The 8,376-nt window shown below is 61.2% G+C and carries 4 protein-coding genes; all 4 read left to right on the plus strand.

Annotated elements, in window-relative coordinates:
• On the plus strand, nt 1-3,042 hold a 3,042-nt coding region (locus ABYO54_RS10685), incomplete at its 5' end, for a sulfatase-like hydrolase/transferase (RefSeq protein ID WP_372808237.1).
• Nucleotides 3,043-3,258: 216 nt separating this feature from the next.
• Complete coding sequence (locus ABYO54_RS10690) at nt 3,259-4,773, plus strand: arylsulfatase (protein ID WP_372808238.1); 1,515 nt, start codon at nt 3,259-3,261, stop codon at nt 4,771-4,773.
• 10 nt (nt 4,774-4,783) lie between these two features.
• A complete protein-coding gene (locus tag ABYO54_RS10695) occupies nt 4,784-6,238 on the plus strand; it encodes a sulfatase (RefSeq protein ID WP_372808239.1) in 1,455 nt (484 codons plus the stop codon).
• 21 nt (nt 6,239-6,259) lie between these two features.
• Nucleotides 6,260-8,376: glycoside hydrolase family 172 protein (locus ABYO54_RS10700; protein WP_372808240.1), on the plus strand; the 2,117-nt coding region annotated here is incomplete at its 3' end.

An 8,376-nucleotide genomic window follows, 5' to 3' on the forward strand; every position in this document is an offset into this window, starting at 1 on the left:
AATGGCTATGTCGAGTTTAAGAGCCTGATGGCGGTAGGCGGAACGCTGGCCGTAACGTTGACGGACGACGTCCGGCAATCGGGGCTGGCCCAGCTGGTGTTGGTTGCGACGGATGTCCCGCCGGTAGCCGCGCTTCCGCCCTCGCCGGAGCTGCCCGACGGCGTGGCCGTCTACTTTAATCCGACCACGACGGATGCCGTTGTGGGGTCGGCCGAACTCGACGCGGTAACCCTCGGGGGCCGCTGGGAAACCGCGTTGTCCGATACGAGCCGGTTCGATGAAAACATCGGCGGTTTCCTCTACCTGATGGACGGCGCGTCGGCCCAGGGCGATTATATGGAGCTGGTCCTGGACGACGGCCTCGGGTTTGCTTCGACCGACGTGGCGATCAATTTCGAAATGCTCGCCGCCCGGGCCTCCGCAACGGCCGGCGACAAGCACGCGACGCTGATCGGCTACGACGGCACAAATGAAATCTTCCGCCTGCAATACGATTCGAACAGCGACAACACCTTGAACCGCGTTACCGTGACGACCGGCGACGGCGAGGAGTCGATGGGGTACGTTCCGCTGCGCTGGATTACGGAGAACAACGGCCCGCCGTCCGGCCTGCAGGACTTCCGCATTGTGCTCTCCGGCACCAATGCGTCTTTCAGCGGATCGAGCCTGACCCCGCAGAACGGCCCGGTGCTCAATTCCGCGCAAACCCTGACTGCGCTGCGCTGGGAGATGACCGGCACCACGACCGACAACCAGGGTTTCTGGCTCGACGACATCCGAATCTGGGACGGCCTGCCGGACGCTCCGCGCGCCGCAACCGACCGCCCGAACATTATTTTTGTCCTGATGGACGACATGGGCTACAGCGATATCGGCTGCTATGGCGCAACCAAGCTGGATACGCCCAACCTGGATGCCATGGCGTCGGACGGACTGCGCTTTACCACCTTCCTCTCTGCGGCGAACGTCTGCTCCCCTTCGCGCGCGGCGTTCCTGACCGGCGCCTATCCGCAACGGTGCGGAATTCCCATGGCGGTGAATGAACCGCTTGAAAACCATTGGTTCCTCGGGCTCGATCCGGACGAGGTCACCATCGCGGAGCAGTGCCGGAGCCGGGGCTACAAAACCTACATGGTCGGCAAATGGCATTTGGGCACCGAGGAGGTGTTCCTGCCTTTCAACCAGGGGTTCGACCGCTGGCTGGGAACCTGGGGAAACGGCGGGGAGGTCTTCGACGATACCGAGGTCGCTTACTCCACGTTCCCGGAAACGATTTTGACCGGCCTCTATACCCAGCGCGTCCGCGAGCACATCCGCGACGCCCGGGACCGACCGTTCTTCCTCTACTACGCCCACAACTACCCGCACACGCCCTATACCGAGGGGAATGCCTTCGATGGTTCCACCGGCAGCGGAACCCGATCCGATGTGCTCAAGGAGGTCGATTGGGGCATTGGCCAGATGATCGCGGAGCTGGAGGCCCAGGGCCTCCTGGAAAACACGATGATCGTCTTTTCGTCGGACAACGGCGCGGTGCCGCCGTCCAGTTATGCCAATGCGCCTTTCCGGGGCAGTAAATACGTCACGTACGATGGCGGGCATCGGGTTCCGTTCATCGTCTACTGGAAAGGCCAGATTCAGTCGCCGGGGCCGCTGGATGCGCCGCAGGTTTGGGCGATGGATCTGTTCCCGACGGTGTGCGAGCTCATCGGGGCCGCGATGCCGGACGACCGCGTCTACGACGGCACCAGCCTGGTGCCGCTCCTGGCCGACGGATCGATCGACCGCGAAGCGGATGAGCCGTTCTACTACTACTCCGGCGACAACCTCCAGTGCGTCCGCGTCGGCGATTGGAAACTCCATGTTCCGCGCACCGAATATCAACTGCCCTGGTGGGATCAAATCAAGCCGCCGCCTTCGACCTACAGTCTCTACGACATGACCGATCCGTCGGAAACCGATGATGTGGCCGCCGAAAATCCGGACATCGTCGCCGCCCTGAGCAATCTGGCGGCAAACATGGTCCTCGAGCTCGGGAACCCGGATCCGGAAACCGGAATCATGGTTTGGGGCAGCGGGCAGCGCGGCACCGGAACCCTCTTTCCCGAGGTGCCGACCATCGTCAATAACGAGTCGGATTACAGTTATGTGTATGACTGGAATACGCTGACCGATGCCGAAAAGGGACGGGCGGTAACCCGCCGCTATGCGGATGGCGCCGTTGCGCTGGCAACCGATTTCATCGATGGCTCCACCTTGCCGTATGGCTGGCGGTATCTGGAGGCCTCGGCGCCCTCGGGCGGCGTCGAAGTGCCGCTGGTGGCCGGCTCGGCGGTGGGCTCGGAGGGCAACACCGGGTTCGCCGGAAGCGGTTCCGCCGCAGTGCTCGGCAGCGCCGATGCCGGGAGTTTCGTCATTGAATCGACCAACACCGCCAACGCGGCCGTGGCCGGGACGGATCTGCTGGTGGTTCCGGGGGCGGCGTATGTCATTCTCCGCTATACCATCGACGGGAACGACGTCTCCTTCGGGAAAACCTGCGCAAGCATTACCGGCAGTTTCCGCGACCTGGTCGGCGGAACATCGGACGCTTCGGTAACCGTGCAGGTCTTCCACAACGAAACCGAACTGTTTTCGGCGGCGGGGGCGAACGGTCGGCTTCTAAAAGCAGACGGCTCCTTTGACCTCGGCGATGTCACCGTGGCGGAAGGCGACACGATCGGTTTCGTGATCGGGAGCAACGGCAACGCCGCCGGCGACGAAGTGGCGCTGACGGCCACGATGCGGTTTGCCGTCAGCACCCATGCCGCCGCGCATGTTGCCTCCGTTTCTTCTCAAGCGGTTTTCGACCATGGAACGGCAACGCTTCGCTTCTTCGGCACCCCCGGCCAGGCCTACCGCATCGAAGAAAGCTCCGACCTGACGGCCGCCGATGGCTGGAAAGAGGTCGACGAGATTCCGTTCCTGCCGACTTCGCCCTACGCCGTGTATCTCGATGCCGCGGACGCCCAAGGCTTCTGGCGCGTCAACTGGCAGGAGTGATGCGCCCGGAAAACACGGTTCGCCGTGTGGATGCCCAACTCGAACCGGTAGCGCCTGTTGATTCGTCATAGGAAAGACTGGTTCGCAACCTTTTGACGGGTTATAACGGTCCCGATTATTGCGGAATCGCGGCGAAAGGGACCGCGTGAACCATCCCGATGCACAGGTGCCGGGCGGCGCTGGAAAAACGACGAATAAATCTCGGAAAGGAGCTCAATGAGCCTGCGTGTCATTCTCTCAGTCCTTTTACTGTCGGCAGGGGCCGTGGTTGCAGAACCCTCCCCGAACATTGTGCTGATTTTTGCCGATGACCTCGGCTATGGCGATCTGGGCTGCTACGGCGCGACGAAGCTGCAGACCCCGAACATCGACAGGCTTGCCGCCGAAGGCCGCCGTTTTACCGATGCCCATTCGGCGTCGGCGGTCTGCACGCCATCGCGCTACGCCTTGCTGACCGGCGAGTATCCCCACCGGAAGGGGCTGTACGCCCCCGTCTTCCTGAAAACCGGGTTGTTGATTGATGCGAAGCAGCGGACCATCGCCGGCGTGCTGAAGGATGCCGGCTATGAGACCGCGATCATCGGCAAGTGGCATCTCGGCTTTGGCGAAAAAACGCCGGATTGGAACGGCGACTTGAAACCCGGTCCGCTGGAGTTGGGATTCGACTATTATTTCGGCGTGCCCGTGGTGAACAGCCATCCCCCGTTTGTCTATGTGGAAAACCATCGGGTGGTGGGGCTCGTTCCGGAGGATCCCTTCGTCTATGGGAAAAAAGCAAAAACCCAAGAGATTCCCGAAAAAATGAAGATGGGCGACATTGGCGGGGCCGATGCGGCCCATGCGCTGTACGACGATTATCAGGTTGGCACCACGCTGACCGCAAAGGCGGTCGAATGGATTAAGGCGCGCGGAAAAAACAAATTCTTCCTCTGCCTGGCGACCACGAATATTCACCATCCCTTTACCCCGGCGCCGCGTTTCCAGGGCACCAGCCAGTGCGGTTTGTATGGCGACTTCGTGCATGAGCTCGACTGGATCGTCGGCGAGGTTGTGAAAACGCTGGAGGAACAGGGCGTGGCCGACCATACGATGATCATCGTCACCAGCGACAACGGCGGCATGTTCAACCACACCGGGCAGGAAGCGTGGAAGATGGGGCACGCGCTGAACGGTCCGTATCTCGGGTTCAAGTTCGATGCCTGGGAAGGCGGGCACCGCATTCCGTTCATTGCCCGCTGGCCCGGCCGCATCGAGGCCGGAACCACGTCCGATGCACTGATCTGCAACGTGGACATGATCGCCACCTTTGCCGCGCTGACCGGCCAGACGCTTGCCGACGGCCAAGGCCGGGACAGTGTCAATATCCTGCCGGCGCTGAAGGGGGATCCCGTGCCGCGGGATCATCTGCTTCTCTCCCCGTATCGGAAAAGCCATCTCGCCATTCGTCAGGGGAAATGGATGTATATCGGCGGCCCGGGGGGCGGCGGGTTCGGCGGTTCGAAGGTCGGCGCGCACGGCTTCGGCGGCCCGGCCGCGATCTCCTTCTCCGGCCGCGAAAACAGCGACATCCAAAACGGCAAGCTCAAGAAGAATGCGCCGCCCGCCCAACTCTACGATTTGGAACGCGATCCGGCGCAGACGACCAACCTGTTCCATCAATATCCGGAAGTGGTTCAGGAAATGGCAGCGTTGCTGGAAACGTATAAATTGGATGCTTCAAAGAAACAGTAATGGGAAACCGATGATGAATACCCGTTTAATAAAACTGTTGTTCACCTGTCTTCTTGCCGCAGCGAGCGGGTTTGCTTCTGATGGGGAGCGCCCCAACATCATCGTCATCATGGCGGACGACCTCGGGTATGCCGACATCGGCTGCTACGGCTGCGAAGATATTCCGACGCCGCATCTCGATAAACTGGCGGCGGACGGCGTGCGCTTTACCTCCGGCTACGTGACGTGGCACATGTGCGGGCCCTCGCGCGCCGGGTTCATTACCGGGCGGAATCAGTCGACCTTTGGCTATTACAAGAATGCGTCCCTGCCGTTCGACCCCAAACAGGGCCTCCCGAAGCTCGAAACCGTTCCGAGCCTGCTGCAGAAGCAGGGCTATGTGACCGGCGGCGTCGGGAAATGGCATCTGGGAACCACCAATGACCAGCATCCGAATGCCATGGGCTTCGACGACTGGTTCGGGTTCCTCAGCGGCGGGCTGATGTATTGGCCGCTGGATCATCCCGCCTACAACGGAAAGTACAATCCGCTGAAGCGCCCGGCGAAGTGGCGCGACATCCACCACACCCTGCCGTTGGTTCACAATATGGAACCGGTGAAGCGGGAAGGCTATTTGACGCACGAGCTGACCGACGCGGGGATCCGGTTTTTGGAGAAAAACAAAGATAAGCCCTTCTTCCTGTTTATGTCCTACAACGCCCCGCATCTGGATCTGGAGGCGCCGCAGGAAACCATCGCAAAATTTCCGGCCGATCAAATGACGAAGGTTCCCGGTGTGAAACCAAAGGATCGCTCCATTTATGGGGCGATGGTCTATGAACTGGATCAGGGGGTGGGGCGGATCTTGGCGCGCGTCGATGCGCTGGGGCTGGCGGACAACACCGTGGTCTGGTTTCTGAGCGATAACGGCGGAATGAAGCGGACGAGCGATAACCGCCCGTTGAAAGCCGCCAAGGGCAGTTCCTACGAGGGCGGTTTGCGGGTGCCGATGATCGTGAAGTGGCCCGGGAAAATCCCGGAAGGCGCCGTGCTCGACGAGATGGTCACTTCGCTGGATATCGGCGCGACCGCGCTGGCGATGGCCGGAGGCGATCCGGTGCGGTCCGGATTGCATGGCCAAGACATTCGCCCGTACCTGACGCAACAATCGACGGCCGCCCCGCACGACGTGCTGTTCTGGCATACGGGCAAGGCGCCCGGCCCCACGGGGGTGATGCGCGAAGGGGACTTCAAACTCATCGTCAAAGAAAAGGGCAAAGCGGAGCTCTACAACCTGAAGAATGATCTCGGCGAAACCACGAATATCGCCGCTGCTCATCCGGAGCGGGTGGAGCGCATGCGGGCCCGCTGGATGGCCTGGAACAAAAACAATGCACCCGATCTGTGGCAAACCCCGCCGAATAATGTATACCAGTACGCAGACTACGAATGGCTCAAGGGCTCCCAGCACTATCAATCCAACTAACCAGCAACAGGAAATAAACGCATGAAAACGATCAAGAGATACCTCGGGCCCATCGGTGCCGCCATGGTGCTATCAGCTCTGGCGGTCCAGGCGCAGCAACCGGTTTCCATTGAATCGCTGTTGAATGAAATGGTCGATGCCGATTCCGTGGCGCGCTATCCGGAACGGGATTTCCGGCTCAAGCAGCACAGCAGCTACGACCGGCGCTCGACTGGCCCGGAGGACACGAAGGGTTGGTTCATGAACAAGGACGCCAACTGGTCGGCCTCCGACACGAACTTTATCCGCACCGAGGAAAACAACGGGCGGAAGGAGTGGGTCGTGATGGACCACGTGGGGCCCGGGGCGATCGTGCGCACCTGGATGCCTTGGCGCAACCCCAAGAACGCCGGCACCGACATCAACATGCGCATTTATCTCGATGGCTCCGATGTGCCGGCGCTCGAGGGAAACATGCTGGGCATGTTTGATGGAACGGGCGTGATCCCGTATCCGTTTGCCCATTCGTCCCTCCGCTCGGCGGTGAACTTTTTCCCGATTCCCTATGCCAAAAGCTGCAAGGTCACGACGGATCAAGTCCCGTTCTTCTTCCAGTTTACCTTCCGCGAATACGCCGAAGGCACCCCGATCAAAACCTTCGCCAAGTCCGATTTCGACGCGCTTAAGCCGTTGACGGAAAAAGTCGGCAAAACGTTGCTGAATCCAGCCGCGAGCGATGGAACTCGGAGCGCTGCGGCGTTGAAGCCCGTTTCGCTCGGCGCCCAACTGGCCGCGAACGGGGAAAAGCAACTTGAGTTGCCGGCCGGCCCCGGGGCGATTCGTGAATTGCGCGTGAAGCTGGGAAGCTACGACGATCCGACCGTCACCCGCACCGTTGTGCTGAAGATGGAGTTCGACGGCAAGGAGACCGTCTGGTGCCCGATCGGCGATTTCTTTGGTTCGGGGGTCGGCTTGAATCCCGTGCAGGGCTGGTACTGCACCGTCGCGGAGGATGGCACGATGTCCAGCCGCTGGGTCATGCCTTATCGGCAGTCCGGCACGATCTCGCTGGTTAACCTCGGCAACGAACCGGTCGAGGTGCAGCTCGAAGCCGCCGTCGCCGATTGGACATGGGATGATCGTTCCATGTATTTCCACGCCGGTTGGCGCGGACAGTATCCGGTTGCAACGCGGCCCTACTCGGACTGGAACTACATCACGCTCTCCGGCCGCGGCGTCTATGTCGGCGACACCCTGACGGTCATGAACCCGGATGAAAAATGGTGGGGCGAAGGCGATGAGAAAATCTGGGTCGACGGCGAGGATTTCCCGTCGATCTTCGGAACGGGAACCGAAGACTACTATGCCTATTCGTGGGGCGGCATGAGCACCGACTTCTATGAGCACCCGTTCCACGCGCAACCGCGCGCCCACAAGTACAACAAGCTCAACCGCAAGAGCGCGGCCGAAGCGGGTACGCGCAACACGCAGGGCTACAGCGTCGAAACCCGCACGCGCGCCCTCGATACCATGCCCTTTGGCCGCTCGCTCAAGCTGGACATGGAAGTCTGGGCGTGGGCCGACTGCAACATGGGCTATCAAGTCGGGACGTGCTGGTACGGCTTTGAGGACACCACCTCGAACCAGAAGCCGGAGCCGGTCGAGGTGCTCAACATCCCGTCGCTGCCGTCCGCCGAAACGGCGGGCCCGGTCGATCCGTTCAAGGGCGCGGCCGACATCGCCCCGAACCTGGTGGTTTCGAAGCCGGAGGCCGTCGTGCTCAAGATGCAGGATCTCAAGCAGCTGAAAATCAAGGGCGACTGGAATTCGAACAACCAGCTTTTGTTCAAAGGCTGCCAGACCGGCGATGCGATCGAAATCCGCATCCCGGCCGCCAGTCCCGTTGCCGAAACCTTGACCTTGCACGCCACGAAATCGCGCGACTTCGGCATCCTCCGTTTTTCGGTCAACGGCAAGCCGGCCGGGGCGGAGGTCGATTTCTACGCCGCCAAGCCGGCGCCGTCCGGCGCGATTAAGCTGGGCGTATTCGATCCGGTCGACGGCGTCTATCTGCTGCGCGCCGAGGTTGCCGGAAAGAACCCCAAGAGCAGCGGGACGTACTTCGGTCTCGACTGCGTGAGCTTCGGCCCGGCGGAATA

It is taken from the genome of Pontiella sp. (assembly GCF_041622395.1).
In the GTDB taxonomy this organism is placed as follows: domain Bacteria; phylum Verrucomicrobiota; class Kiritimatiellia; order Kiritimatiellales; family Pontiellaceae; genus Pontiella.

Bases quoted from the DNA above. Each gene is read 5' to 3' on its own strand.
- ABYO54_RS10690 (WP_372808238.1), top strand. From the start codon at position 3,259: ATGAGCCTGCGTGTCATTCTCTCAGTCCTTTTACTGTCGGCAGGGGCC.
- ABYO54_RS10695 (WP_372808239.1), top strand. From the start codon at position 4,784: ATGATGAATACCCGTTTAATAAAACTGTTGTTCACCTGTCTTCTTGCC.